The sequence below is a fragment of the Nonomuraea rosea genome (assembly GCF_039539705.1).
GTDB lineage: Bacteria > Actinomycetota > Actinomycetes > Streptosporangiales > Streptosporangiaceae > Nonomuraea > Nonomuraea rosea.
Genome location: NZ_BAABDQ010000009.1, coordinates 56,644 through 79,293 on the forward strand (window position 1 = coordinate 56,644; position 22,650 = coordinate 79,293).

At 71.5% G+C, this 22,650-nt stretch carries 23 protein-coding genes; 8 read left to right on the top strand and 15 right to left on the bottom strand.

The window, feature by feature from the left end:
• Positions 1-27 precede the first annotated feature (27 nt).
• Both ABEA43_RS22110 and ABEA43_RS22115 read left to right on the top strand, forming a co-directional pair.
• A complete protein-coding gene (locus ABEA43_RS22110) occupies positions 28-1,116 on the top strand; it encodes a prephenate dehydrogenase (protein WP_345564425.1) in 1,089 nt (362 codons plus the stop codon).
• A 63-nt stretch (positions 1,117-1,179) separates the two neighbouring features.
• A complete protein-coding gene (locus ABEA43_RS22115; RefSeq protein WP_345564426.1) occupies positions 1,180-2,328 on the top strand; it encodes an NAD(P)/FAD-dependent oxidoreductase in 1,149 nt (382 codons plus the stop codon).
• A 194-nt stretch (positions 2,329-2,522) separates the two neighbouring features.
• Here the strand turns inward: ABEA43_RS22115 and ABEA43_RS22120 are convergent, their stop codons facing one another.
• Positions 2,523-3,392 carry a glycosyltransferase family 2 protein gene (locus ABEA43_RS22120; protein WP_345564427.1) on the bottom strand — a complete coding sequence of 290 codons (870 nt, stop codon included), beginning with the start codon at positions 3,390-3,392 and terminating at the stop codon, positions 2,523-2,525.
• Positions 3,393-3,515: 123 nt separating this feature from the next.
• Here ABEA43_RS22120 and ABEA43_RS22125 point away from each other — a divergent pair, with 123 nt between their 5' ends.
• From ABEA43_RS22125 to aspS, 5 genes are all read left to right on the top strand, one after another.
• A complete protein-coding gene (locus tag ABEA43_RS22125; protein ID WP_345564428.1) occupies positions 3,516-4,142 on the top strand; it encodes a TetR/AcrR family transcriptional regulator in 627 nt (208 codons plus the stop codon).
• Positions 4,139-5,500, top strand: a complete 1,362-nt coding sequence (locus ABEA43_RS22130) for a carotenoid oxygenase family protein (RefSeq protein WP_345564430.1) — start codon at positions 4,139-4,141, stop codon at positions 5,498-5,500. The genes ABEA43_RS22125 and ABEA43_RS22130 overlap by 4 nt, the downstream gene beginning before the upstream one ends.
• A 54-nt stretch (positions 5,501-5,554) precedes the next feature.
• Positions 5,555-6,268 carry a (d)CMP kinase gene (gene cmk / locus ABEA43_RS22135; RefSeq protein WP_345564432.1) on the top strand — a complete coding sequence of 238 codons (714 nt, stop codon included), beginning with the start codon at positions 5,555-5,557 and terminating at the stop codon, positions 6,266-6,268.
• A gap of 37 nt (positions 6,269-6,305) precedes the next feature.
• A complete protein-coding gene (der, locus tag ABEA43_RS22140; RefSeq protein ID WP_345564434.1) occupies positions 6,306-7,697 on the top strand; it encodes a ribosome biogenesis GTPase Der in 1,392 nt (463 codons plus the stop codon).
• Positions 7,698-8,009: 312 nt separating this feature from the next.
• Positions 8,010-9,287, top strand: coding sequence for an aspartate--tRNA(Asn) ligase (gene aspS, locus ABEA43_RS22145; RefSeq protein ID WP_345564435.1), 1,278 nt, complete (start codon positions 8,010-8,012; stop codon positions 9,285-9,287).
• Positions 9,288-9,324: 37 nt separating this feature from the next.
• On the opposite strand, the gene ABEA43_RS22150 is transcribed toward aspS, so the two are convergent.
• Genes ABEA43_RS22150 through ABEA43_RS22160 form a run of 3 tightly spaced genes read right to left on the bottom strand, consistent with a single transcriptional unit; the run spans position 9,325 to position 12,032 of the window.
• Positions 9,325-10,869: an MFS transporter gene (locus ABEA43_RS22150; protein ID WP_345564436.1), complete on the bottom strand. Its 1,545-nt coding sequence runs from the start codon at positions 10,867-10,869 to the stop codon at positions 9,325-9,327.
• Entirely contained in the window at positions 10,866-11,513 is a 648-nt protein-coding gene (locus ABEA43_RS22155) for an LppX_LprAFG lipoprotein (RefSeq protein WP_345564438.1), read from the bottom strand. Before ABEA43_RS22155 ends, ABEA43_RS22150 begins: the two co-directional genes overlap by 4 nt.
• 60 nt (positions 11,514-11,573) lie before the next feature.
• A complete protein-coding gene (locus ABEA43_RS22160) occupies positions 11,574-12,032 on the bottom strand; it encodes a MarR family winged helix-turn-helix transcriptional regulator (protein ID WP_345564440.1) in 459 nt (152 codons plus the stop codon).
• 34 nt (positions 12,033-12,066) lie between these two features.
• Between ABEA43_RS22160 and ABEA43_RS22165 the strand changes: the two genes are divergently transcribed.
• A complete protein-coding gene (locus tag ABEA43_RS22165; RefSeq protein WP_345564442.1) occupies positions 12,067-12,996 on the top strand; it encodes a cation diffusion facilitator family transporter in 930 nt (309 codons plus the stop codon).
• A gap of 24 nt (positions 12,997-13,020) precedes the next feature.
• Here the strand turns inward: ABEA43_RS22165 and ABEA43_RS22170 are convergent, their stop codons facing one another.
• From ABEA43_RS22170 to ABEA43_RS22220, 11 genes are read right to left on the bottom strand one after another with little or no spacing between them, the layout of a single operon-like run.
• The gene (locus tag ABEA43_RS22170; protein WP_345564444.1) at positions 13,021-13,197 is read right to left on the bottom strand and encodes a hypothetical protein; all 177 of its coding nucleotides are present in this window, start codon (positions 13,195-13,197) and stop codon (positions 13,021-13,023) included.
• A 10-nt stretch (positions 13,198-13,207) separates the two neighbouring features.
• The gene (locus tag ABEA43_RS22175) at positions 13,208-13,795 is read right to left on the bottom strand and encodes a 4'-phosphopantetheinyl transferase family protein (RefSeq protein ID WP_345564872.1); all 588 of its coding nucleotides are present in this window, start codon (positions 13,793-13,795) and stop codon (positions 13,208-13,210) included.
• A gap of 17 nt (positions 13,796-13,812) precedes the next feature.
• A complete protein-coding gene (locus tag ABEA43_RS22180) occupies positions 13,813-14,544 on the bottom strand; it encodes a hypothetical protein (protein ID WP_345564446.1) in 732 nt (243 codons plus the stop codon).
• Positions 14,541-15,872, bottom strand: a complete 1,332-nt coding sequence (locus ABEA43_RS22185) for an MCE family protein (RefSeq protein WP_345564447.1) — start codon at positions 15,870-15,872, stop codon at positions 14,541-14,543. The genes ABEA43_RS22180 and ABEA43_RS22185 overlap by 4 nt, the downstream gene beginning before the upstream one ends.
• A complete protein-coding gene (locus ABEA43_RS22190; RefSeq protein ID WP_345564449.1) occupies positions 15,869-16,873 on the bottom strand; it encodes an MCE family protein in 1,005 nt (334 codons plus the stop codon). Before ABEA43_RS22190 ends, ABEA43_RS22185 begins: the two co-directional genes overlap by 4 nt.
• A complete protein-coding gene (locus ABEA43_RS22195) occupies positions 16,870-17,892 on the bottom strand; it encodes an MCE family protein (protein ID WP_345564451.1) in 1,023 nt (340 codons plus the stop codon). The genes ABEA43_RS22190 and ABEA43_RS22195 overlap by 4 nt, the downstream gene beginning before the upstream one ends.
• A complete protein-coding gene (locus ABEA43_RS22200) occupies positions 17,889-18,917 on the bottom strand; it encodes an MlaD family protein (protein ID WP_345564453.1) in 1,029 nt (342 codons plus the stop codon). Before ABEA43_RS22200 ends, ABEA43_RS22195 begins: the two co-directional genes overlap by 4 nt.
• Positions 18,914-19,957 (bottom strand): MCE family protein, encoded by a 1,044-nt coding sequence (locus ABEA43_RS22205; protein ID WP_345564454.1) that lies wholly within the window; start codon positions 19,955-19,957, stop codon positions 18,914-18,916. The genes ABEA43_RS22200 and ABEA43_RS22205 overlap by 4 nt, the downstream gene beginning before the upstream one ends.
• 1 nt (position 19,958) lies before the next feature.
• Positions 19,959-20,978: an MCE family protein gene (locus ABEA43_RS22210; protein WP_345564456.1), complete on the bottom strand. Its 1,020-nt coding sequence runs from the start codon at positions 20,976-20,978 to the stop codon at positions 19,959-19,961.
• Between the two features lie 4 nt (positions 20,979-20,982).
• Complete coding sequence (locus tag ABEA43_RS22215; RefSeq protein WP_345564457.1) at positions 20,983-21,837, bottom strand: ABC transporter permease; 855 nt, start codon at positions 21,835-21,837, stop codon at positions 20,983-20,985.
• A complete protein-coding gene (locus tag ABEA43_RS22220; RefSeq protein ID WP_345564459.1) occupies positions 21,837-22,628 on the bottom strand; it encodes an MlaE family ABC transporter permease in 792 nt (263 codons plus the stop codon). Before ABEA43_RS22220 ends, ABEA43_RS22215 begins: the two co-directional genes overlap by 1 nt.
• Positions 22,629-22,650: the final 22 nt, after the last annotated feature.

Sequence of the window (22,650 nt, forward strand, 5' to 3'; positions counted from 1 at the left end):
AATGGCCCGATAATTCAGGACATCGTGATGGAACTTCGTACCGTGCTCGTCGTCGGCACCGGTCTCATCGGCACCTCGGCGGCGCTGGCGCTGCGCAAGCGCGGCGTACGCGTGCTTCTCGCCGACCGCGACCCGGGCGCCGTACGGCTGGCACGGGAGCTCGGCGCCGGCACGGAATGGGACCCGGCCAGGCAGCCGGAGCAGCAGGTGGACCTGGCGATCATCGCGGTCCCGCCGGCCCACGTGGCGAGCGAGCTGCTGGCGTTGCAGACGGCCGGCGCCGCCCGCTTCTACACCGACGTCGCCAGCGTGAAGGCCGAGCCCATCCACCGGGCCGCGCAGCTCGGCTGCGACCTGGCCTCCTACGTCGCCTCCCACCCGCTCGCCGGGCGCGAGAAGTCCGGTCCCGGCGCCGCCAGGGCCGATCTGTTCCTCGGCCGCCCGTGGGCTCTCTGTCCCACCGAGGAGGCCGCCCCCGAGGCGATCGCGACCGTGCTGCGGCTGATCGAGCTGTGCGGGGCCAACCCGGTCGAGGTGGGCGCGGTCGATCACGACCGCGCGGTGGCCGTCGTCTCCCACGCGCCCCACGTCGCCGCCTCCGCCGTGGCGGCCCGGCTGGCCGACGCCACCGACGTCGCGCTGGGCCTGGCCGGGCAGGGTGTGCGTGATGTCACGAGGATCGCGGGCAGCGACCCCGGGCTCTGGCTCGGCATCCTGTCGGGCAACGCCTCCCCGGTCGCCGAGGTGCTCGAAGCCGTCGCCCACGACCTGGCCGACGCCGCGAGCGCGCTGCGTGCCCTGGCGGAGGGCGACGGCACCGCCACCGGCGAGCTGACCCAGCTGCTCAAGCGCGGCGTCGTCGGCCACGACCGCATCCCCGGCAAGCACGGCGGCCCGGCCTCCGCCTACGCCGTCGTCCAGGTCGTCATCGGCGACCGCACGGGCCAGCTCGCCCGGCTCTTCCAGGTGTGCGACGAGGTCGGGGTCAACGTCGAGGACGTACGCCTGGAGCACGCCCCCGGGCTGCCCCTGGGCATCGCCGAGCTGTCGGTGCAGCCCGACGCGGCCGCCGGGCTCACCGAGGCCCTGCGCGAACGCGGCTGGCAAGTTCCTTAGGAGCCGATGTCACGTCCGGGCCTCCTCGATACGTCTTCAAGGCGAATCGAGGAGGTAAGGAAAATGACCGACATTCTCGTGCTCGGCGCAGGCTACACCGGCACCGTCGCGGCCATCAGGACCGCCGTCAGGACCCGGCGCACAGGCGGCAGGGTCACCCTGGTGAACGCCTCGCCGCGGTTCACCGAGCGGCTCAGGCTGCATCAGACGGCGGCGGGGGAGCGGCTGCCCGACCACGCCCTGGCGGACGTGCTCTCCGGCACCGGCATCGACCTCGTGGTCGGCAGGGTGGCCGGGATCGACCCGGGAAGCCGCCAGGTGAGCCTGGAGGGCGGGCGCGTGCTCGGCTACGACAAGCTGATCTACGCGCTCGGCACCGTCACCGACACCTCCGTGCCCGGCGTCGCCGAGCACGCCTGCACGTACGACGACCACGCGGCGGCCGTACGGCTCTCCGAGCGCCTCGGCGCGCTGACCCGGGGCACCGTGGTCGTGGCCGGAGGCGGGCTGACCGGCGTCGAGTCGGCCACCGAGCTGGCCGAGGCCCATCCGCACCTGCACGTCGTCCTGCTGACCAGGGGGCGGCCCGGCGCCATGATGGGCCCCGGGGCCCGTGCCTACCTGGACGGGGCGCTGGAGCGGCTGGGCATCGAGGTGCGTACGGGAGCGGACATCACCAAGGTGCTGCCGGACGGCGTCGAGCTGGCCGGCGGCGAGCTCATCCACTCCGACGCGACGCTCTGGACCACCGGCACCAAGGGGCTGTCCGTGGCCGCCGAGTCGGGGCTGAGCGTCGACGCACGCGACAGGATCGTGGTGGACTCGGCGCTGCGCTCGGTGTCCCACCCCGACGTGTACGCCGTCGGCGACGCCGCCGCGGTCAGCCAGCGGTACGGCGTCCTCCACGGCACCTGCCAGGGCGGCATCCCGACCGGGCTGCACGCGGCCGACTCGCTGGCCGCCACGCTGCGGGGGAAGGCGGCCAGGCCGTTCCGGTTCGGATACGTGCATCAGCCCATCAGCCTGGGGCGGGGGGACGCGGTCATCCAGTTCACCCGGCCGGACGACAGCCCGCGCAGGTGGTACCTGAAGGGCCGGGCGGCCATCGTGTACAAGGAGACGGTGAGCAGCAGCCCGATGCTGACGTACCGGCTGCTCAAGCGCGGCCTGGTGCCCGTCTGGGCGTTCGCGCTGAGCGCGGGGATCGGCTGAGCACCGCGTGCGGCGGGCGAACCGCGGCGGGGCCGGATCGAACCGCCCCGCCGCGCCCGCACATCCGCGCCACCCGCCACCCGGCCCTCGTCCGCGAAACGACCGCCGCTTGCGGCACGCCCTCGTTCGCGGCATGACTCCCGTCCGGGCCTCATCCCCGTCCGGGGCGCGGCTCTCGGTCAGCCGGTCCGGTGTCAGGACACGTAACGGCGGGAGCGGGCCGGGTCCAGGCCGGCCAGGCGTTCCTCCACCGCCGGCGGCGCCGGGCGGCGCTCGGCCAGTGCCGCGGGCAGGCGCCGCACCGCCGCGCACAGCCCCTTCCAGCCCTCGGGGCCGCTCCGCAGGGCCGCGAACGAGCGCCGCGCCACCACCCGCCAGGGGCGGCGCAGTACGGCGGTCAGCAGGCCGTTGCGGGTGGCCAGCGCCCGGCGGCCGCGCCGGTCCCCGGACGGCGAGGGATGGTGATGGGCCACGACGTCGTCCACGTAGGCCAGCCCCCAGCCATGCCCGGCCAGGTCCACGGCCAGCCGCTCCTCCTCGCCGAAGAAGAACACCACGTCGTCGAACCCGCCCGCCTCCAGGAACGCGTCCCTGCGCACCACCGCCCCGCACGCCAGGAACCCCATGACGCTCGGCCCCGGCAGATCGGCCTCGACGCCGAGCGGTGAGTCCCGCATCCGCGCCGACACCGCGTCCAGCCGTTCCTCGGGCCCCACCAGCACGCGGGCGCTCAGGAGCGCGAGCCTCGGATGGGCGTCCAGCACGTCGGCGGCCCGTTCCAGCGCGCCGGGCGCCCACCAGGAGTCGTCGTCGGCGAAGGCCACATACGGGGTCTCGGCCGCCTGGACGCCGAGGTTGCGCGCGGGCGCGCCCAGGTTGGCGCCCGCCTCGATCAGCCGCACGTCGGTGAAGTGCCGCCGCACGAATCCGGCGGTCCCGTCGGCCGAGGCGTTGTCGATCAGGATCACCGGGCGCGGGTGCAGGGGCAGCGTACGGGCCAACGCCCGCACCCGGTCCTTGCTGGCCACCACCACGGTGACCCGCGCTCCGTTCGTTCGCGTCACACCTGGTCACTAACCGCGTCCGCCGCACTTAGTCCTTCCGCCGGCCTGCGGCATTGACGGGTGGCCGGGGGAGGCGTAGAAAGGCGGTAACAGTGTTACCGATAAGAAACGGCGTTACCCACCATGACGGTCAGCGCATACCGGCAGGCGCAGCGCGAGGGTCAGGACGTCGTCAGGACGGCCATCCTCGACGCGGCCAAGCGCCTGCTCGTCACCGAGGGGCCGGCGGCGCTGACCGTGCGGCGGATCTCCGGCGAGGTCGGCTGCTCCACGAAGGTCATCTACACGCTCTTCGGCGGCAAGGACGGGCTCAGCGAGTCGCTCTGGCTGGAGGGGTTCGCCAGGTTCGAGCGGCGGTTGCTGGCGGTGCCCCCTGAGGCGGATCCGCTCGCGCAGCTGCACGCCGGGATCGCGGCCTACCGGGCGTACGCGCTGGCCGAGCCTGACTACTACCGGGTCATGTTCGAGGGGGCCATGCCGGGCTTCAAGCCGGGGCCTGCGGCGATGGTGGCGGCGAGGAGGACGTTCGACCTGCTGATCCACTGCGTGGCGGCCTGCCTGGAGACGGGCATGCTGCGCGGGGCCGAGGCCGGGGAGATCGCCGAGGTGCTGTGGATGGCCATGCATGGCGCGGTAAGTCTTGAAATTTCGGGTCATTTCGCTCAGGCCGAGGCGGAGCGGCTCTACCGGTTGCTCTGCTCCTCGGTGCTCACACCGTTCCTCGCCCCCGACGAAAGGCACGCATCATGACCACCACCCCCTTCAGAGGCGGATTCGCGCCGGTGACGGACGAGGTCACCGCCTTCGACCTCAAGGTCACCGGCCGCATCCCGGCCGAGCTCAACGGACGCTACCTGCGCAACGGGCCCAACCCGCTGAGCCTCGACGACCCCAGCGCCGGCCACCTGTTCTTCGGCGAGGGCATGGTGCACGGCGTCCGGCTGCGCGACGGCCGGGCCGAGTGGTACCGCAACCGCTGGGTGCGCAACGCCCACGTCGCCGGGCGGCTCGGCGAGCAGCCCAGGCCGGGGGCGGTGCACGAGGGCATGGACTTCGCGCCCAACACCCACGTCATCGGGGTGGCCGGGCGCACGTTCGCGACCGTGGAGGCCGGGGCGCGGCCGTACGAGCTGAGCTACGAGCTCGACACCATCGGCCCGTGCGACTTCGACGGCGGCCTGCCCGGCGGGTACGCCGCGCACACCCACCTCGACCCGGTCAGCGGCGAGCTGCACGCGCTGGCCTACTTCTTCGGCTGGGACCACCACCAGCACATCGTCATCGACCCCAAGGGCGCGGTGACGCAGGTCAGGGACATCCCCATCGCCGACGCCCCCATGCTGCACGACTTCGCGCTCACCGAACGGTTCGTGGTGATCTACGACCTGCCGGTCACGTTCAGCATGGCGCACGCCGAGCGGGGCCATTCGCTGCCGTACGCGTGGAACGACGACCACCCGTCCAGACTCGGGCTCATGTCCAGGGCGAGCGGCGAGGTGCGGTGGTTCGAGGTGGAGCCCTGCTGGGTGTTCCATACGCTCAACGCGTACGAGGACGGCGACGAGGTGGTGGTGGACGTGGTCCGCTACCCGAAGCGGTTCGTGGACGCGCGGCTCGACGCGGGCGGCCTGCCCGCGCTCGACCGGTGGCGGATCGGCCTGACGTCGGGCAAGGTCACGCAGACGCGGCTGGACGACCGGGCGCAGGAGTTCCCGCGGATGGACGAGCGCCGCACCGGCCGGCCGTACCGCTACGGCTACACCTCGGCCACCCTCGACCTCTACGACGTGGTCCACCCCGCGGGCACGGAGCTGGAGGACCTGCCCGACGAGGCGTTCGACAACACCCTCATCAAGCACGACCTGGTACGCGGCACGCAGGAGTCGCGCAGCCTCGGGCGGCAGGCGTACGTGGGCGAGCCGGTGTTCGTCGGCTCGGGGGAGGCCGAGGACGACGGCTACGTGATCTCCTACGTCAACGATCCGGCCAGGGGCGCGGCCGATCTGGTCATCCTGGCCGCCCAGGACTTCACCGGCGAGCCGGTCGCCACCGTGCACCTGCCCGCCAGGGTGCCGCTGGGCTTCCACGGAAGCTGGATCGCCGACTGAGCCGGAGGCGGTAGCCTCTTCACGTCGGGACGTACACGTGAAGAGGGAGAGGCCGTGACCGGTCTGGTCGTCGCCATGGACGGCCCTTCGGGGTCGGGTAAGTCGAGCGTGTCGCGCGGGGTCGCCCGTGCGCTGGGCCTGCGTTACCTCGACACCGGGGCGATGTACCGCGCGATGACCTGGTGGATGCTCCAGCAGGCCGTCGATCTGGCCGATCCGGCCGCGATCGCGGCCCGCGCGGGCGAGCCGCGGATCGTCTCCGGCACCGACCCGGACGGCCCCGAGATCCACGTCGACGACGTCGACGTGGCGGAGCCGATCAGGCAGAGCGACGTCACCGGCGCGGTCTCCGTCGTCGCCGCCGTCCCGGAGGTACGAGCCCGGCTCGTGGCGCTCCAGCGGGAGATCGCCGGCGCCGGTGACATCGTCGTCGAGGGCCGCGACATCGGCACGGTCGTCTGCCCGGACGCCGCCGTCAAGGTCTACCTGACGGCGAGCGCGGAAGCCCGTGCCCAGCGGCGCAGCGCGGAGGTGGCGGGCTCGACGGTGGAGGCGCAGCAAGCCGCCATGGCCAAGCGTGACATCCTGGACTCAACACGTAAGACCGACCCACTCTCGATGGCGGATGGCGCCGTCGAGCTCGACACCACGGCGCTCAACCTCGAAGAGGTCATCGCCGCGGTGCTGAGGCTGGTCGAGGCGCGTCGCGGCTCGGAAGGGGAGCACGAATCCCCGGACGGCCGCGACCGCATTCACGAGCGCACCTGAGCAACGGGTGCGGTACTCACTTAAAGGATGAAAAATCGTGTCAACGGGGGATTGGGTCGAGGCTGACCTCGACGATCTTGAAGTCACCGAGCACGGCGACACCACGCCGCTGCCGGTCGTCGCCATCGTGGGGCGGCCGAACGTCGGCAAGTCCACGCTGGTCAACCGCATCATCGGCCGCCGCGAGGCGGTCGTCGAAGACGTCCCGGGCGTCACCCGTGACCGCGTCACCTACGACGCCAACTGGCGTGGCCGCCGCTTCACCGTCGTCGACACCGGCGGCTGGGACCCCGAGGCCACCGGCATGAACCTGCGCATCGCCGAGCAGGCCCAGGTCGCCGTCGAGCTGGCCGACGTGATCGTTTTCGTCGTCGATGCCACCGTGGGCGCGACCGACGCCGACGAGGTCGTGGGCTCGATCCTGCGGCAGTCGGGCAAGCCGGTCATCCTGACCGCCAACAAGGTGGACAACCAGCAGCTCGAGCTGGAGGCGGCCACGCTGTGGTCGCTCGGGCTCGGCGAGCCGTTCCCGGTCTCCGCCCTGCACGGGCGCTCCAGCGGCGACCTGCTCGACGTCATCCTCGACAAGCTGCCCGAGACGCCGCAGGTCACCTTCGGCACCGAGCGCGGGCCCGCCCGCGTGGCGCTGCTCGGCAAGCCCAACGTCGGCAAGTCCTCCCTGCTCAACAAGCTGGCGGGGGAGGAGCGGGTGCTGGTCGACCCGATGGCCGGCACCACCCGCGACCCCGTGGACGAGCTGATCGAGCTGGGCGGGCGCACCTGGCGCTTCGTCGACACGGCCGGCATCCGGCGGCGCGACCGCGAGCTGCAGGGCGCCGACTTCTACGCCTCCGTCCGCACCCGGGCGGCGCTGGAGCGCACCGAGGTGGCGGTCGTGCTCATCGACGCCAGCGAGCCGCTCACCGAGCAGGACCTGCGCATCATCGGCCTGGTCATCGAGTCGGGGCGGGCGATGGTGGTCGCCTTCAACAAGTGGGACCTGGTCGACGAGGACCGCCGCTACTACCTGGAGAAGGAGATCGACCGGCAGCTCGTACGCACTCCGTGGGCGCTGCGCGTCAACATCTCCGCCAAGACCGGGCGGCATGTCGACCGGCTGGTCCCCGCGCTGGAGAAGGCACTCGACTCCTGGTCCACGCGGGTGCCGACGGCCAGGCTCAACGCGTTCCTGACCGAGCTGGTGCAGCAGACGCCGCCGCCGGTGCGCGGCGGCAAGCAGCCGAAGATCCTGTTCGCCACGCAGGCGTCGGTGGAGCCGCCCAAGTTCGTGCTGTTCACCTCGGGCTGGCTGGAGGACACCTACCGGCGCTTCATCGAGCGGCGCATCCGCGAGGAGTTCGGCTTCGCTGGGTCGCCGATCGAGGTCACGATGAAGATCCGGGAGAAGCGCCAGAAGAAGGACAAGTGACCGCGGCCGAGGGGGCGGTAAACGGCTTTGCCGCCCTCTCGGCGCGCTCCTATGATGGCGGGCAACACGTAGACGGAGACGAGTAGTCAGCGGTCCCGCACGGGTTCAGAGAGCCGCCGGAAGCTGTGAAGGCGGTCCTGTGCCCCGCTGGCGAAGACACTCCCGAGTGCGGGGAGGAAATGCCCCGCCGGCCTGACCCCCGTCATCGGGTCGCCGAGGCCGCCTCTGAGGCGGCGAAAGTGCGGTGGCACCGGGAGCTCCCTTCTCCCCCGCACTCCCAAGGGGTCATGCACTTCCTTCTGAGGAGCTGTAATGATCTCTCGTGTCATGTCGGCGGAGCTCGCTGAGCACGCCGGCCAACGAGTGACGATCGCCGGCTGGGTCCATCGCCGCCGGCACCTGAAATCCTTGTCCTTCCTCGTCATCAGGGACAGAACCGGCTTCGCCCAGGCGGTGACCGCCACCGGCCCGCCCGCCTCGGACCTGCCTCCTGAGGAGAGCGTCGTCCGGGTCACCGGCACGGTGACGGCCGGCGCGCAGGCCCCTGGCGGCTTCGAGCTGGTCTCGCCGGAGATCGAGGTGCTGTCGGAGCCGTTCGCGCCGCCGCCGTTCGACCTGTACCGGCCGGTGGTCACCGCGACACTGCCGACGATCCTCGACCACGCGCCCGCCGCCCTGCGGCATCCGCTGCTCAAAGCACCGCTGGAGATCTCGGCCGCGAGCGTGGCCGGGTTCAGGGAGACGCTGGACCGGCTCGGGTTCACCGAGGTGCACACACCGAAGATCGTCGCCTCGGCCACCGAGTCGGGCGCGAACGTCTTCGGCATCGACTACTTCGGCCGGCCCGCCTACCTGGCGCAGTCGCCGCAGTTCTACAAGCAGGCGATGGTCGGGGTGTTCGAGCGGGTCTACGAGGTCGGGCCCGTCTTCCGCGCCGAGCCGCACGACACCGTGCGCCATCTGGCCCAGTACACCAGCCTCGACGCCGAGCTGGGCTTCGTCCGCGACCACCGGGACGTGATGACGGTGCTGCGGGAGGCGGTGGCGGGCATGCTGGAGTCCGTACGCCGTCGTGCCGCCCCCGCCGTCGAGCTGCTCGGGGCCGCGCTGCCGGAGGTGCCCGCCGAGATCCCGGCCGTCCACTTCACCGAGGCCCAGCGGCTGACCGGCGAGGACGAGCCGGACCTGTCGCCCGCGCAGGAGCGGTGGCTGTCGGAGTGGGCGCTGCGGGAGCACGGCTCGGAGTTCCTGTTCGTCACCGGCTATCCGATGTCGAAGCGGCCCTTCTACACCCACCCCGACCCTGCCAGGCCCGGCTACTCCAACGGCTTCGACCTGCTGTTCCGCGGTCTGGAGCTGGTGACGGGCGGGCAGCGGCTGCACAGGTACGCGGACTACCTGGAGGCGCTGGCCGCCCGGGGCGAGGGCGCGGGGCCGTACGAGGGATATCTGCAGGCGTTCCGGTACGGGATGCCGCCGCACGGCGGGTTCGCGCTCGGACTGGAGCGGTGGACGGCGCGGCTGACCGGCGCGGCCAACATCCGGCAGACCACCGCGTTCCCGCGCGACCTGCACCGGCTGTCCCCGTGACACCCGAGGGCGTGCGGGCCTTCGGGCCCGCACGCCCTCACCTGCCGCGGCGGGGCATGAGCAGCGCGACGGCCGCGCCCAGCAGGCAGATGACCGCCGTGACCAGGAACATCTCGGTGTACTCGGTGTGCAGCGCCGCCTGCACCTTCTCGGTGTACTCGGCCAGCCGCCGCCGGTAGACCTCCTGGTCCACGCCGAACGGCAGCGGCGTGTCCAGGTGGGCGGTCAGCGACTGGAACCGGTAGAAACCCCACGCCGACACGGCCGCGATGCCGATCAGCATGCCCATCATCCTGGCGACCACGACCGCCGCAGAGGCGACGCCGTGCTGGGCCGCCGCGCTCACCCGCAGCACCGCCGCCGAGACGGGGGCGATGACCAGGCCCAGGCCCAGCCCGGCGACGACCAGGTCGAGGTCGACCATCAGCCCCGCGCCGGCCAGGTCGAGCGGCCACCGGCTCATCAGCCAGTATCCGGCCGCCGCCAGCACCATGCCCGCCACCGCCACGACGCGGTCGCCGAGCCGGCCCGCCAGCAGGCCGCCCGCCAGGGCCCCGGCGGCCAGCGCGGCCAGGAACCTGGCCAGCACCAGCGACGCGCCCAGCGCGTCCTCGCCGAGCAGGGTCTGGGCGGTGAACTGGACGAACACCATCGTCACCAGGAGCGCCGCCCCGGCCAGGAAGCTCACGGCCAGGGTGGCGAGCAGCGGGCCCTTACGGGTGCCGGACAGGTCGAGCAGGCGGACGGGGGAGCGGATCTCCCACCAGACGAAGATCGCGGCCACTATGACGCCGGCGGCGATCACCGGCAGGCCCCACGGGGGAAGCACCGCGGTGGCGGGGTCGGGGTTGTAGAGGCCGACGACCAGCAGGGCGAGCGCCAGCGCCAGCAACGCCCCGCCCACCCCGTCAATCCGGCCACCCGGCAGGACGGCGCTGGCCGCGGGGGCGCCGGAGGGCTCTCCTGGGGTGGGGGAGAGGAGGGCCGAGCGGGCGGGGACGGTGAAGTGGACGGCGACGGCGGCCAGGGCGGCGAGGGGGAGGTTGATCCAGAAGATGGCGTGCCAGCCGCCCAGCTCCACCCCCGCCACGGTGAAGCTGGGGATCAGCGCCAGCAGCCCGCCGTACAAGGGGCCCAGGGCGCTGCCCAGCTCCTGGGCGGCCCCGACGGCCCCCAGGGCCACCGGCCGCTCCCGCTCGTCCCACAGGTCGCCGATGAGGGCCATGGTGATCGGCAGCAGCGCCCCGCCGGCCACTCCCTGCACGGCCCGCCCCGCCACCACCATGACCTCGTCGGCCGCCAGCGCCGTCAGCACCGACCCGATCGCGAACGCCGCCAGGCACGCGTAGATCAGCGGCCGCCGGCCGTACCGGTCGGAGAGCTGCCCGAGCAGCGGCATGGCCGCGATGTAGCCGAGCAGGAAGCCGGTGACGATCGGCGTGGCCCGCTCCAGGTGGTTGAGCGGGATGTCCACGGACTCGGCGATGTCGATGAGGACCGTCACCACCACGTACGCGTCGAGCGCGGCCAGCAGGACCACCGCGCCGCCCGCGGCGAGCACGACCCGGCGGGTGCGCCTCATCCGGCGGCGGGCGGCGTGATCGTGACCGGTGCGTCGTAGTCGCTGAACGACACCGTCACCGTGCCGTCCTGCAACGGCAGGCTGGCCTTGGTGAGCCGGTTCGTGGCCTGGTCGAGCCAGACCTTGCCGCTCACGCCCTGCGTGACCCCCGGGATGATCTGGCCCACGACCTGGCCGGGGAACGTCGTGGCGACCCGGTAGGAGCCGTTCTCCACGGCCTCGACCTTGGGATCGGTGCCGGAGGCGAGCAACTGCGCGATGCCCTTGGTCGGCTCCAGGATCACCGACGGGTCGTAGAACTGCGCGAGCTGCTGCCTGGTCATCTTCTGGAAGCCGCCGGTCGGGCCCTTGAAGTGGACGGTGTCCCCGACGAGGGCGAAGCTGACCTCCTGCAGGGTGCCCAGCACGTCGATCGTGATCGTGCCGTCAGCGTCCCCCGCCGCGGTGAGCCGGCCGTCGGCCTTCTTGACCGGCACCCTGGGCTTGCCCTCGGTGGCGATCGAGAAGGTGGCCGACTTGACCGCCTTCATGGCCTCGGAGGCCTTCTTCATCACGTCGGGACCGTCGGGCAGCTCGGCTCCGCCGCTCGACGAGCACGCCGACACGAACGCGAGGACGGCCACGATCAGTAGCTTTCTGAGCATGTCCGGATCGTAGCGAGCGCCCGGGAACGTCCGTGCGCCGAAGCCGATATCGGTTGGGTGTCAGCGCAGCTTCTTCAGGTGCTCGACGATCGGGGTGTACGCCTCCTCCAGCGCGTCGAGCTGGTCGTCGGTGAGCCGGTCGACGAAATGCTCACGCACGCTCGCCACGTGGAACGGCGCCACCCGCTGGATCGTCTCCCAGCCCTCGTCGGTCAGCACCGCGAACGTGCCGCGCCGGTCGTCGCGGCAGTCCTCCCTCGTGACCAGGCCCTTGGCCTCCATGCGGGAGATCTGGTGCGAGAGCCGGCTGCGCGACTGGATCGTCACGTCCGCCAGGTCGCTCATCCGCATGCGACGCTCGTCGCTCTCGGACAGGTTGACCAGGATCTCGTAGTCGTTCAACGAGAGAGAGTATTCCTGCAGTTCGCGATCGAGCCGATGGAGCAGCAGCTTGTGCACGGCCAGATGCGTACGCCAGGCACGCTGTTCGGCAGGGGAAAGCCAGCGAGGCGCGCTCATGATCTCCAATCTAGCGCACGTAGAGTAATCCATTATGGCGGAGAAGTCGGCGGAAAGCCTGGGCACCGTCCTGGTGGCCGGTGCGGCGAACCTGGCCATCGCCCTGGCCAAGCTCGTCGCGGGCCTCGTCGGCGGCTCCGCGGCCATGCTGTCGGAGGCGGCCCACTCGGCCGCCGACACCGTGACCGAGCTGCTGCTGCTGGTGGCGGTGCGCCGCTCGGGCCGGCCGGCGGACCGCCGGCATCCCTTCGGTCACGGCAAGTCAGGCTTCTTCTGGGCCATGATGGCGGCCGTGGCGACGCTGGTGGGCGGGGCCGGGTTCTCCGTCACCCACGGGCTGCACGAGATCAGTCACGGCGAGGAGCTGTCGAACCTCACCCCGTCCTACATCGTGCTGGCCGTGTCCTTCGTCATCGAGGGCATCTCGTTCACCAAGGCGCTCACGCAGCTGCGCGGCGAGGCCGACAGGCACCGCATCGGGCCGCTCCGCCTGGTGCGGATCACGTCCGACACCGCGCTGAAGGCCGTGCTGTTCGAGGACGCGGCGGCCCTGGCCGGGCTGCTGATCGCGGCCGCCGGGCTGCTCGGCTCGCAGCTCACCGGCTCGGCTCTGTGGGACGGCGCCGCCTCGGTCGCGATCGGGCTGCTCCTGCTGGTCGTCGCGCTCACCCTGATCAGGTCGAACCTGTCGCTGCTCATCGGCCAGGCCGCGCCCCAGCAGGTCGAGGTCGGCATCCGGGCGGTGCTGCTGGCCCAGCCCGAGGTGGAGGACGTGGTGGAGCTGCTCACCATGATGATCGGACCGGGCGAGATCCTGGTCGCCGCGAAGATCGACTTCAGGGACGAGGCGAGCGCGGCCGGGGTGGAGATCGCCTGCGAGGAGGTGGACCGGCGGCTGCGGGAGCGCTTCCCCGGCGTCACCCAGGTCTTCCTCGACCCGACCCCCACCGTCCGCCGCCGGTGAGCGCCGCAGGGCGCTCCAGAGCGGTCAGCTGAAGGCCATGACGATGGCGACCCCGACCACGTGCATCAGCACGACCGCGACGATCAAGGACACGAACACGAACTTGGCCGGCCCGTGCTCGAAGGTCTTGCCCTCTTCGAGTGGCTTGCGCTGGGCCATGCGATCGGCGATGCGCTCCTCGACGGACTTGCGGTAGAACATATGCACAAGCTTATCCGGGGATGGCCACCCTCCTGGCGGGGGAGTCCGTGATGACCGCCACCCTGATGTCCGGCCCCGCGCTCCATTCGAGCAGGTGCCGGCCCGTCAGGTCGTCACCGCCCGCGCGCAGCTTGTCCAGCGTCAGCTCGCCGCGCTTGATCAGCGCCTCCTTGCGTGTCCAGTACTTCATCAGCTCGTCGTTGCCGGTGACCAGCCCGCGTTCGCGCGTCGTCAGCACCCGGTCGGCCAGCAGCGCGTCCAGCGGGCCCGGCGGCACGCGCTCGGCGTCCACGCCGACCTTGCCTGGACCGGCCGCCGCGCACACGTAGCCGCGCGTGTGACTGAGGCTGACGCCCAGCTCGGGCGCCTGCTCGATGGACGGTTTGCCGTGTCCTGGCCCGTGTATCTCGCAGTGCTGCAGCAGCGTCAGCTCCCGCGGGTCGGCGTCCAGCGCCGCCGCGGCGCACAGTCGCACGAGGAGGTGGGCGGCGGTGAAGCAGGCGCGGTCGGCCTCGAACCTGAACCGCGCGGCCCGCTCCCGCTCCACCTCGGTGAGCCAGTCGTCAGGAGCGAGCACCTCGTCCGGGTGGCCGCCCATCGCCAAGGGGACGATCGTCAGTCCTTCTTCTCGCCGCCGGCGGTTTTGCCGCCGTCGAGGTTGTACTGGTCCTCGGAGGCCGCGCCGAGCACGGTCACGTCATGGACCTTCCAGGTGCCCTTCTCTTTCACAAGACTGATCTTAAGGTGGGAATCCTTCACGGAGCGGATGGCTTCGGAAGTATTCACCTGCTGATCGACGACGACGATGGCGTGCGCGGTGGCCTCGTCCACGTCCGCGAGGTAGACCTCGCGTACGGTGGCCTGCGAGGTCGCCTTCAGCTTGACGATGACCTGGGCCATCGCGCCGCCGAAGGCCGCGTCGTACGTGCCGAGGAAGTCGCCCGTGGCCTGGGCGGCCAGGGTCGAGCGGGTGGCCTGGAGATTCTGGTAGTCGTAGCTCAGCAGGGCCTTGCTGAACGCGCCCGCCGCGCCCGAGACCTCCAGCCGCAGCGCCCGCTCCGACTCCAGCCGGGCGCTCGCGTCCTGGGCCTGGGCGGCGGAGACCCACTGGAGCACGGCCGTCGCGGCGATCGCGGTCACCAGCATGGCCGCCAGGGCGCCCAGCACCCGGGCACGGGTGAGCGACCAGGATCGCCTCGCACCACCGGAGGCGTCCTCGGTGTCCGCGTCCGCCGAGCGGGGCTCCTCGGCGGGGGGCTCCTTGGCTGGAGGCTCCTCGGTCCGGGCCTGTTCCGTGTCGGCTTGCGCTGGGCGGGCGTCCTCGGCGATGTCCTGTTCGGTCGTCATGTCGACTCCTCACGGCGGCGGGCGGCCCGGCCCACCGCGATCCAGCCCACGATGCCACCACACGCCACGACGGCGAGGAATATCGCGGCAATCAGGGGAGCGGTGTCCTGCGGGGTACGGGAAGGGGTGCTGGTGTCGGCCACCCCGCTGGGCGTCGCGGCGGCCTCCTCGGTCTGCTTCGGAGCCTGCCGGGTCTCCTTCGCCGCGGCCGGCACGGACGAGGACGGCCGCCCGGCCCCCGCCCGCCGATCATCGGCCCTGTCAGCAGCGTCGTCGTCGGGGGCGCGGTCGGGGCAGGTCCGCAGCCGGGGCACGGACGGCGGCCCGACGGGACCGGCGTACTCCTCGGCCGGCGTGGGCCCGCCCGGCACGCTGAAGACGAACGCCGCCTTGCCGTAGACGGTGCCGCCCCGCCGGTCGCTGATGTCGTCGGCCAGGGTGAGCGCGGTCGGGATGAGGCTCAGCAGGTGGTGCACGTTCCGCTCGGTCCTGGCCGAGAACGCCGGCTCGTGCGGCAGCCCGGCCGCCGTCAGCAGGCACGAGAACCCCGGCCTGGACGTCCTGACGGCCTCGTCGAGCTGCGCGAACACGCCGGGCCCCTGGTCGAGGAAGGCGTACAGATCGGTACGGGAGGCGCGCAGCGCGGCCGTCACCGTGGCCAGGTCGCCGATCCCGGCGGCCAGCTCACCGCGTTTGCCCGCGAGCGTGTGGGTCAGCCGGGTGAGCTGCACCGACAGCTCGTCCAGCACCTCGGCGTTGTCGGCCAGCGTGCCGGTCAGGTCGTGGGCGTCGTCGATGATGTTCCTGATCGCCGGGGCACGGCCGTCCAGCGCCACCGCCAGCTCATGGGTGATCGTCTTGGCGTCCTCGGGCGGCACCGCGTTCAGCAGCTTGCCGACCCCCTCGAACAGCTTCTTGTAGTCGAGCGGCACCGACGTCTTGGCCAGCGGGATGGTGTCGCCGGCCGCGAGCGAGGGCCCGGTCACGCCGGCGGCGGGCGGCGAGAGCTCCACGTACGGCTCCCCGATCGCGGACTTGCGCCGCACCTCGGCCGTGCTGCCCTTCGGCAGGCGGATCTCCTTGTCGATGTCGAGCCCCACGACGATCTTGCCGGGCGCGAGCCGGACGTCGCCGATCTTGCCCACCCGCACGCCCAGGTAGGCCACGTCGAACCCGCGGATCAGGCCGGGGGAGGAGACGAACTCCGCCGACACCCGGTACGGCCGCTCGATCGCGTCCAGCCTGATGATCGTGCTGAACGCCCAGATCGTCATGACGACGCCGAGCGCGACGAAGAAGCCCAGGTTCAGGTAGATGCGGTTTCTCATCGCGGCGGCCCCAGGAGCAGGCGGAAGTCCTCGATCCGGTTGGGCAGGGAGGCGCCCGTGTCCCGCTGCGGCAGCAGGACGCCCTTCAGCCAGACGTAGATCAGCACCTGGCCGTTGACCGTGACCGGCGGCGCGTCGATGAACTTCTGCAGCTTGGCCACCAGCGCCCGCAGATCGTCCTTGCCCCGCTGCATCGCCGACGAGATCGCCCCCAGCTCACGCAGCAATGTGCGCAGCCGGGCGGCGTGCCGCGGGTAGACGGTGAGGTTGGCCTGCTTCGCCAGGCTCGTCAGCGCGACGATGGCCTTCTTCACGTGCTTGCGCCCGTGCGCGATGCGCGCGGTGGCCGCCGCCAGGGTGCCCGGCAGCCGGTCGAGCTCGGCGCTGCCCTCGGCGAGGTCGTCGCCGAGCCTGGCCAGCGCGTCGATGCTGGTCCCGAGGTCCCTGCGGGCCGCGCTGTAGGCGTCGGTGACCTCGGCCGTCTGCTTGATCAGCTTGTTGACGTCGTCGCCCTTGCCGGCGAACGCGGTGGAGGCCGCGTCCAGGATGGCGTTCACGTCCTGCGCGCCGAGCGCCTCGATGAGCGGCCCGGCCCGCGCGGTGACCTGCTCGATGTCCGGTTCGACCGACGTGTCGGAGATGGTGGCGCCACTCTTCAGGTACGGCCCCGTGGCCAGGTCCTTGCCCTTGGGCGGGGTGAGCAGGACGTAGTTCTCGCCCAGGATCGAGGTCTTGGCCACGGTGGCCGTGCTGCCCTCCGGCAGGCGGTGCTCGGCCGGGATCGACATCGTCACCCTGGCCCGGTAGCCCTCCAGGCGGATGCCGGTCACCGTGCCCACGCGTACGTCGGAGATCTGCACGCTGTGCCCCGCCACCAGGCTCTGCACGTCGTCGAAGACGGCGTGCAGAGTCAGGTCACCGGTGGTCGCGCCGAGCGTCTGCAGCGAGCACGACGCGGTGACGCCCAGCGCGAGCAGCGTGGCCAGGACGCGGGCCCTCATCGCCGGCCTCCCCGTTCGAAGGGGCAGTTGCTCAGCCCGGACGGCAGGCACGGGACCCGGCCCAGGTTCAGCGACTCGAACAGCGGGGTCAGCCACGCCCTGGTCATCGCGTTGAGCACCACCCGGATCTTCAGCACGTGCTGCTTCCTGTCCCAGGAGTCGACCAGCACGTCGGCGAAGTCGGCCGCGCCCTTGACCGCCTGCGCCATCGACGCGCTGTTGGCCCTGACCGTCAGGACCAGCTCGGCCAGCGTGCCCGCCGCCTGCGGGAGCCGTTCCGAATACTGCTCGATGAGCACGTCGCCGCGCCGCACGAAGTCCGCCATGCCGGAGATGAAGCCGCGCAGCCGCCGCCGCTCCTCCGCCAGGATCGCGCTGGCCTCGGCGAAGGAGTCGATCGCGCCCGTCACCTGCCGCTCGCGCCGGTTGAGGCTGGTGGCCAGCTTGTTCAGGCCTTTGGCCAGGTCGATGAGCTGCTGGTCCTGCTCGGCCAGGGTGCTGGTGAGCTCGGAGGTGTCCGCGATCGCGTTGTTGATCGTCTTGCCGCGCCCCCGTACGCCGTCGGCGAGTTCGCCCGCCACGTCGCCCAGCTTGTCGTCGTCGAGCGCGTCGGTCAGCTTCGTGAACGCGTCGAGCGCGTCGTCGATCTCCACCGGCAGGTCGGTCCGCTCCAGCGGGATGGTCGCGCCGGACTGGATCCGCCGGTCGCCGGGCTTCCACGGGGGATAGAGGACGACGTTCCGCTCGCCCAGCGTGTTCTGGGGCGCGACCACGGCCTTCACCCCGGCGGGCAGCGGCACCGCGCGATCGACGCGCAGCTCGACGCGTACCCGGTCGCCTTCGATGCGGATGCTGTCCACGTAGCCCGCGTCCAGTCCCATCACCTTCACCCGCGCCTCCTCGTACAGGGAGGGCGCCTTGCTGAAGATCGCGACCAGCCGGTACGGCTGCGCCCCCAGCACGGAGCACCCCGACGCCAGGAACACGCCGGTCATCAGGACCGCGAGAAGTCGTCTCATCGATCGGCCTTCCTGTCCTTGGCGATGGCGGCGAGCACCTCAGGGTTGATGGGGCCGAGGCCCGTGGCGATGGCCTCCAGCCACGGGCCCTGGCCGCCCATCGTGGACAGGCCGGAGAACGTCGGCCCGGCCCACGCCAGGAGCGAGTTGAGCTGCTTGCCGCTGCCGCTCAGCCGCGTGGTGATGGCCGCGTTGTCGTCGAGCAACTGCACCAGCGACTTCTCGTGCTCGTTGATCAGCCGCGTGGTGCTCTGCACCAGGTCGCTGCCGTCGCCGAGCAGGACGCGCAGCTCGTTCCTGCGGTTGCGCAGCTCACTGAGCATGATCTCGATGGCGTCGATGAGCCGTCCGAGCTGCCTGTCCTTCTTCTCCAGGATTTTCATGACCTTGGTGCCGTTGTCGAGGAGCCGCTGCAGCTGCGGCTCGCTCTTGCTGATCGTGTCCGACAGGTCGCCGATGTTCTTCAGCAGCCTGGTGATCCGGCCGCGCTTGGAGGTGTCGATCTTGCCGAGCTCGGTGAGCAGGTCGTCCACGGCGTCCGTGTCCAGCCGCTCGACCAGCCGGGTCGCGTCCTTGATGGCGTCGTTGATCAGGGTGGGGACGCCGGTCATCGACAGGGGGATGCGCCGCCGGTCCTCGGGGAGCTGGTCGACGTACGGGGTCCTGCCGCCGTCGGTGAGGCGGACGTAGCGGCCGCCGAGCAGGTTCGACAGGGCGACGTCGGCCCTGGTGCCGCGCCCGAGCCGGACGTCGTCGTCCATCTTCCAGGTGACGACCACGTTGCCCTGCGCGTAGTCGGGACGCACCTCGGTGACCTTGCCGACGCGCACGCCCGCGACCCTGACGTCGTTGCCGGTGCGCAGTCCGCCGGAGTCCACGAAGACGCCGGACATGTAATAGCCGCCCTCCAGCAGGCCCAGGTTGCCGACCAGGAACGTGACGACCAGGAGCGCGGCGAGCGTGCCCATCGACACCAGGCCGACGACGATCTTGTTGCGGTCGCGGAAGGACTTGACCGCCATCATTCGCCCACCATGAGCTTCTGCAGGTCCTTCGTGCTCTGGATCCGCGTGTTGCGCAGCGGCGGCGGCGCCTGCATGGGGTACGGGCAGGGCGCGGCCCCCAGGGCGACGCAGGGGACCGCGGTGATGAAGTAGTGGCCGCGGTTGACGGTGGAGTAGGCGCGGGCGAACAGCGGCTGGAAGGTGCTGACGGTCTTGTCGATCTCGCCCACGTGCCGCCTGATGCCGCCGGTCAGCCCCGACAGGTTGTCGACCAGGGCGCCGAGCTCGCCGGCGTTCTTGCCGAGCACCTCGTTGGCGGTGTGGAACGTGGTGGACAGCTCCACCAGCGACTCGTCGATGAGCTGCCGGTTGTCGGCGAACGCCTCGGAGAGCGTGACGAGGTTGTCCACGAGCTGCTCGATCTGCTTGTCGCGCCTGGCGACCACGCCGGTGACGGTGGCGTAGTCCTTCAGGAGCTGTTCGATGGTCTGCTTGCGCTCGTTGACCGTGGTGGTGATGGCGTTGACGTTGTCGAGCAGCCGCGGGATGTTCCGGTCGTTGCCCTTGAGCGACTTGGCGGCGGCGGTGAGCAGCTGGTTGATCTGGTCGGGGTCCAGGCTGCGGGTCAGCGGGCCGAGGTCGCTGACCAGCTCGCCGATGTCCACGACCGAGGAGGTACGCGCGATGCGCGCCCCCGGCGCCAGCCGGCCGGCCGCGGTGCCGGGCAGCAGGTAGACCACCCGCTGGCCGACGGCGTTGCGCCAGCGGATGGCGGCCTCGGTGTCGGCGGGCAGCCGGACGGCCTCCTGCACCTCCATGGTCACCTCCGCCCGCCCGGCGACGACCTTGATGGCGCTCACCTGGCCGACCGGCGCCCCGGCGATCTTGACCTGATCGCCCTCCGCCAGCCCGGACACGTCGTCGAACATCGCCGTCAGCGGGTAACCGCCGCCCGTGCTGACCCGGGCGATCTGCACGGTGATCAGCGCGATCAGCGACACGGTCAGGCCGATGAACAGCGCGAACCGCACGAACGTCCACCGGCGGCGCACCCGTTCCACGTCAGCGCCTCCCGTCGGTCGGCCCGCAGGCGCCCACGATGAGCTCGCAGATGTCGGTCGCGACGAACGCCTCGACCTGGAGCTGGCGGCTGTTGCCCGGCCCCTGCGCCTCGATCAGCTCGTTGAGCAGGTCCACCAGCCGGTTCAGCCCGCGTACGCCGTCGCCGGCCAGGCCGAGCTGGGCGTAGAGGAGCGCGGCCACCCGCTCGCCGGAGTGCACGCCGGCCCGCAGGTCCTGCCGGTGCGCGGACAGCCCGTGGCCGACCTGGCCGGAGACGGAGGTGACCTCCTGGAGCAGCGCGCGCACCTTGTCGGCCCGCGCCAGCAGGCCGGGGGTGATGACGTTGACGTCGGAGGAGATCGAGACGAGGTCGTCGCCCTTGTCCGACAGCGCCGTGCCCAGCAGGGCGGCGTCGCCCAGGAACTGCCTGGCCCGGCCCCGCTGCCGGTGCGCCACGCCGACGACGGTCCCGGCGTCGCCGATCAGCTCGCGCAAATGCTCGCCCTCCCCGTCGAGGCCCTTGGCCAGGGTGTGCACGATGACCGTGACCTCGCGGGGATCGACGGCGTTCAGGCCGCGGTAGGCGTCGCCGAGGGTGTCGGACAGGTCGAGCGGGTCCTCGGTCGCGGTGATCACGGCTCCGGCGGTCAGGTAGGGGCCGGTGGTCTCGCCCGAGCCGAGCTTGAGGTTGACGTACTTGGGGCCGAACACCGAGGTCGGCTCCACCGAGGCCACGGTCGACTGCGGCACCTTGACGCCGGGCTCGACGTGCATGGTCACCACGGCCTTGCCCTTGGCGTCGAGCGACACGTTCGTCACGTCGCCCACGGTGATGCCGCGGATCTTGACGGGGGAGTTGGTGTCCAGTCCCTGCCCGGCCCGGGCGAACACGGCGTCGATCCTGGTCCCGCGCAGCTCGGTGGCGGCGCGTACGACGTACAGGGTCGCGGCGGCGAGCACCGCGAGCACGGCGAGCGCGATGCCCATCCGGGCGGCGAGGGACAGTTCGAATCGGGCCACCGGCTCACCCCGTCAGCGGTATGTTGCCGCCGCCGCCCCAGAACAGGAACGACAGCAGCAGGTTGAGCAGCACGATCGTGACGATCGACTGGCGGATGGCGCGGCCCGCCGCCACACCCACGCCCACGGGACCGCCCGTGGCGTGGAAGCCGTGGTAGCAGTGGATCACGACGACGGTGAAGGCGAACACGCCGACCTTGGCGACGCTGAACAGGATGTCGCTGACCGGCAGGTACAGGTAGAAGTAGTAGTCGTAGACCCCGGGCGCCAGGCCGAACAGCACCGTGCACATCAGCCGGGTGGCGAAGAAGCTGGCGAACAACGCGATCAGGTAGATCGGCACCAGCGCCAGCAGCGCCGCCACGACGCGGGTGCAGATCAGGTAGGTGAAGGCGTTGATGCCCATCACCTCCAGCGCGTCGATCTCCTCCGAGATCCGCATCGCGCCCAGCTCCGCCGTGAACGACGAGCCCACCTGGGCCGCCAGCGCGGTCGCGGCGATGATCGGGGTGATCTCCCGGACGTTGGCGAAGCTGCCCACCAGGCCCATGAACGACTCCGCGCCGATCGCCTGCAGCCCCTGATAGCCCTGCAGGCCCACGGTCGCGCCCACGACGAACGCCATCGTGAACACCACGAAGATCATGCCGCCGCCGATGACCGTCGCCCCGACGCCCACCACGACGTCGCTCACCTGCCGGACCACGACCTTGGCGTAGCGCAGCCGCAGGACGATGTCGCGGACGGAGTAGAAGAGCACCTTCCACACGAACAGCGGCCAGTCGGCCAGCGTCGCGAACCGCTCGGCGAGGTCCCGCCCCCGGTAGGCGAGCCGCAGGCCGGCCGTCCTCGTGGTCATCAGAGCGACCTCGGCGGGTAGGCCAGGAAGTAGACGGCCGAGATCACGTAGTTGAACGTGAACACCAGCATGAACGTCAGCACGGTCGCCTGGTTGACCGCCCGCCCCACGCCGACCGGGCTGGTCGCGCACGTCATGCCCTTGTAGCAGGCGACCGCGGCCGCGATGAAGCCGAAGATCCACGCCTTGAACAGGGTGACGTACAGGTCGGAGGCCACGACCAGGGACAGCGCGCCGTCGAAGTACGCGCCGGGGGTGACGCCCTGCACCACCACGTTGAAGAAGTAGCCGCCGCTCGCGCCCGCCAGGATGACCAGCGGGCACAGGCAGACCGCGACCGTGCTGGCCGCCCACATGCGCGGGGTGACCAGGCGGTGGATCGGGTTGACCGACATGACCTCCATCGCGCTCAGCTCGTCGCGGATGTTGCGCGCGCCGATGTCGGAGGTCATGGCGCTGCCGCCGGCCCCGGCGATCAGCAGCGCGCTGGCCAGCGGCGCCACCTCGCGGATGAGGCCGACGAAGACCGCGCTGCCGGTGGCGGAGCCGGCGCCGAGCTGCCAGGCCAGCTCGCCCACCTGCAGCGCCACGGTGGCGCCGAGCGGCAGGGAGACGAGCAGGACGGGGACGCTGGTGACGCGGGCCAGGAACCAGCACTGGTCGACGAACTCCCACCACCAGTGCCTGACGTCCCAGCTCCGGCGTAACGCCTCCAGGACGATCACGAACAGGTCACCGACCTGGCCGAGCACCGATCCTGCCCGGCGTCCGACGTATCCGGACAAGGCCATCGGGTGACCACCTCCGCCGCCT

Bases quoted from the DNA above. Each gene is read 5' to 3' on its own strand.
- ABEA43_RS22195 (WP_345564451.1), bottom strand. From the start codon at position 17,892: ATGAGACGACTTCTCGCGGTCCTGATGACCGGCGTGTTCCTGGCGTCG.
- ABEA43_RS22125 (WP_345564428.1), top strand. From the start codon at position 3,516: ATGACGGTCAGCGCATACCGGCAGGCGCAGCGCGAGGGTCAGGACGTC.
- ABEA43_RS22175 (WP_345564872.1), bottom strand. From the start codon at position 13,795: ATGGGCGGCCACCCGGACGAGGTGCTCGCTCCTGACGACTGGCTCACC.
- aspS (WP_345564435.1), top strand. From the start codon at position 8,010: ATGATCTCTCGTGTCATGTCGGCGGAGCTCGCTGAGCACGCCGGCCAA.
- ABEA43_RS22200 (WP_345564453.1), bottom strand. From the start codon at position 18,917: ATGATGGCGGTCAAGTCCTTCCGCGACCGCAACAAGATCGTCGTCGGC.
- ABEA43_RS22160 (WP_345564440.1), bottom strand. From the start codon at position 12,032: ATGAGCGCGCCTCGCTGGCTTTCCCCTGCCGAACAGCGTGCCTGGCGT.
- ABEA43_RS22115 (WP_345564426.1), top strand. From the start codon at position 1,180: ATGACCGACATTCTCGTGCTCGGCGCAGGCTACACCGGCACCGTCGCG.
- ABEA43_RS22155 (WP_345564438.1), bottom strand. From the start codon at position 11,513: ATGCTCAGAAAGCTACTGATCGTGGCCGTCCTCGCGTTCGTGTCGGCG.
- ABEA43_RS22190 (WP_345564449.1), bottom strand. From the start codon at position 16,873: ATGAGGGCCCGCGTCCTGGCCACGCTGCTCGCGCTGGGCGTCACCGCG.
- ABEA43_RS22150 (WP_345564436.1), bottom strand. From the start codon at position 10,869: ATGAGGCGCACCCGCCGGGTCGTGCTCGCCGCGGGCGGCGCGGTGGTC.
- ABEA43_RS22110 (WP_345564425.1), top strand. From the start codon at position 28: ATGGAACTTCGTACCGTGCTCGTCGTCGGCACCGGTCTCATCGGCACC.
- ABEA43_RS22215 (WP_345564457.1), bottom strand. From the start codon at position 21,837: ATGACCACGAGGACGGCCGGCCTGCGGCTCGCCTACCGGGGGCGGGAC.
- ABEA43_RS22220 (WP_345564459.1), bottom strand. From the start codon at position 22,628: ATGGCCTTGTCCGGATACGTCGGACGCCGGGCAGGATCGGTGCTCGGC.
- ABEA43_RS22165 (WP_345564442.1), top strand. From the start codon at position 12,067: ATGGCGGAGAAGTCGGCGGAAAGCCTGGGCACCGTCCTGGTGGCCGGT.
- ABEA43_RS22180 (WP_345564446.1), bottom strand. From the start codon at position 14,544: ATGACGACCGAACAGGACATCGCCGAGGACGCCCGCCCAGCGCAAGCC.
- ABEA43_RS22170 (WP_345564444.1), bottom strand. From the start codon at position 13,197: ATGTTCTACCGCAAGTCCGTCGAGGAGCGCATCGCCGATCGCATGGCC.
- ABEA43_RS22185 (WP_345564447.1), bottom strand. From the start codon at position 15,872: ATGAGAAACCGCATCTACCTGAACCTGGGCTTCTTCGTCGCGCTCGGC.
- ABEA43_RS22130 (WP_345564430.1), top strand. From the start codon at position 4,139: ATGACCACCACCCCCTTCAGAGGCGGATTCGCGCCGGTGACGGACGAG.